Origin of the sequence: Enterococcus italicus (genome assembly GCF_023743875.1) — a bacterium.
In the GTDB taxonomy this organism is placed as follows: Bacteria; Bacillota; Bacilli; order Lactobacillales; family Enterococcaceae; genus Enterococcus_G; species Enterococcus_G italicus.
The window spans coordinates 1-1,065 of sequence record NZ_JAMRVB010000024.1 but is presented as its reverse complement, the minus strand read 5'-3'; the positions used below and the strand labels follow the sequence as shown (position 1 = coordinate 1,065).

Sequence of the window (1,065 nt, the reverse complement as noted above, 5' to 3'; positions counted from 1 at the left end):
TATGATTTGTCAAATTAAGTTAGAATAAAATGCTTCTTGTACATAGCTCAAAAATATCTCAATTGGTGTTCTGTAATTCAATGATTTTCTTGGAATATGATTACGTTGATTGCTGACACTGGAAATAAATGTCTGATTCACTTCTCTAAAATCCATTGATTTCGGCAGTCCATTACGACGCAGAATCCCGTTAGAATTCTCGTTTAATGGGCGTTGAGAAGGTGTTCCAGGGTCCGCAAAATATATATCAATATCATGTTGGTTACTAATGGCTTTCCAGTTAGAAAATTCTTTTCCACAGTCAAACGTAATAGATTTAAAGAAGTTTTTAGGGAAGCGAGAAAACCATTGATTAAGGGCAGTTTCAATATCTAATGCCTTACGGCCGTTGGGTTTAATCGTGATAATTACTTTAGATAATCTTTCAACTAAAGTAATGACGGCACTTTTATGATGAATGCCAACGATCGTATCACCTTCAAGGTGACCAAACTCAGAATTGAAATCAGGATAATTATCAGGTCTATCATGGATTGAGCGCTGATATTGTTGTTTTCCCCGTTTTTCCTGATGGCCATTGGGTTTTCTTTTACCTTTCATCGGTAGTGTGTCAATATCAAATATTCCTTTAGAAAATAAACGATAAAGTGTTCTCATACCGCATGAAACAGGCCTTTCTTTTCGCCCGATAATGACGTCAGGCGTCCAACCAAGAGTGACTTTCTCTTTAATGTAATCTACTTCATGAGCAGGTAATTGAATGACTTTTCTACCACATTTTTTCTTATTTTCTTTATACTGGTGCCAATAATCAAGAGCAGTCTTGCCTTGCTTGAACTTATTGACTACATTATAAATAGTTTGTATAGCACGTCCCATTCGGTTAGCGATTTCAACCGGTTTATTATGTTGAAGATAATATGATTCTATCATTGTCAGTTCGTCTATGGTAAGATGTTTGTAGGTCATTTATGTTTACACTCCTTTGTTTTCTTTCGTCGGAAATACAATTTGAGTGTACCATAAATGCCTTTTTATTTTTCTAACTTAATTTTACAATTCGCG

Annotated in this window: 1 protein-coding gene; it reads right to left on the bottom strand. The window is 35.0% G+C overall.

The features are described from left to right. Positions 1 to 9 precede the first annotated feature (9 nt). Positions 10 to 969 carry an IS30-like element IS6770 family transposase gene (locus tag NE257_RS11560; RefSeq protein ID WP_000221326.1) on the bottom strand — a complete coding sequence of 320 codons (960 nt, stop codon included), beginning with the start codon at positions 967 to 969 and terminating at the stop codon, positions 10 to 12. Positions 970 to 1,065: the final 96 nt, after the last annotated feature.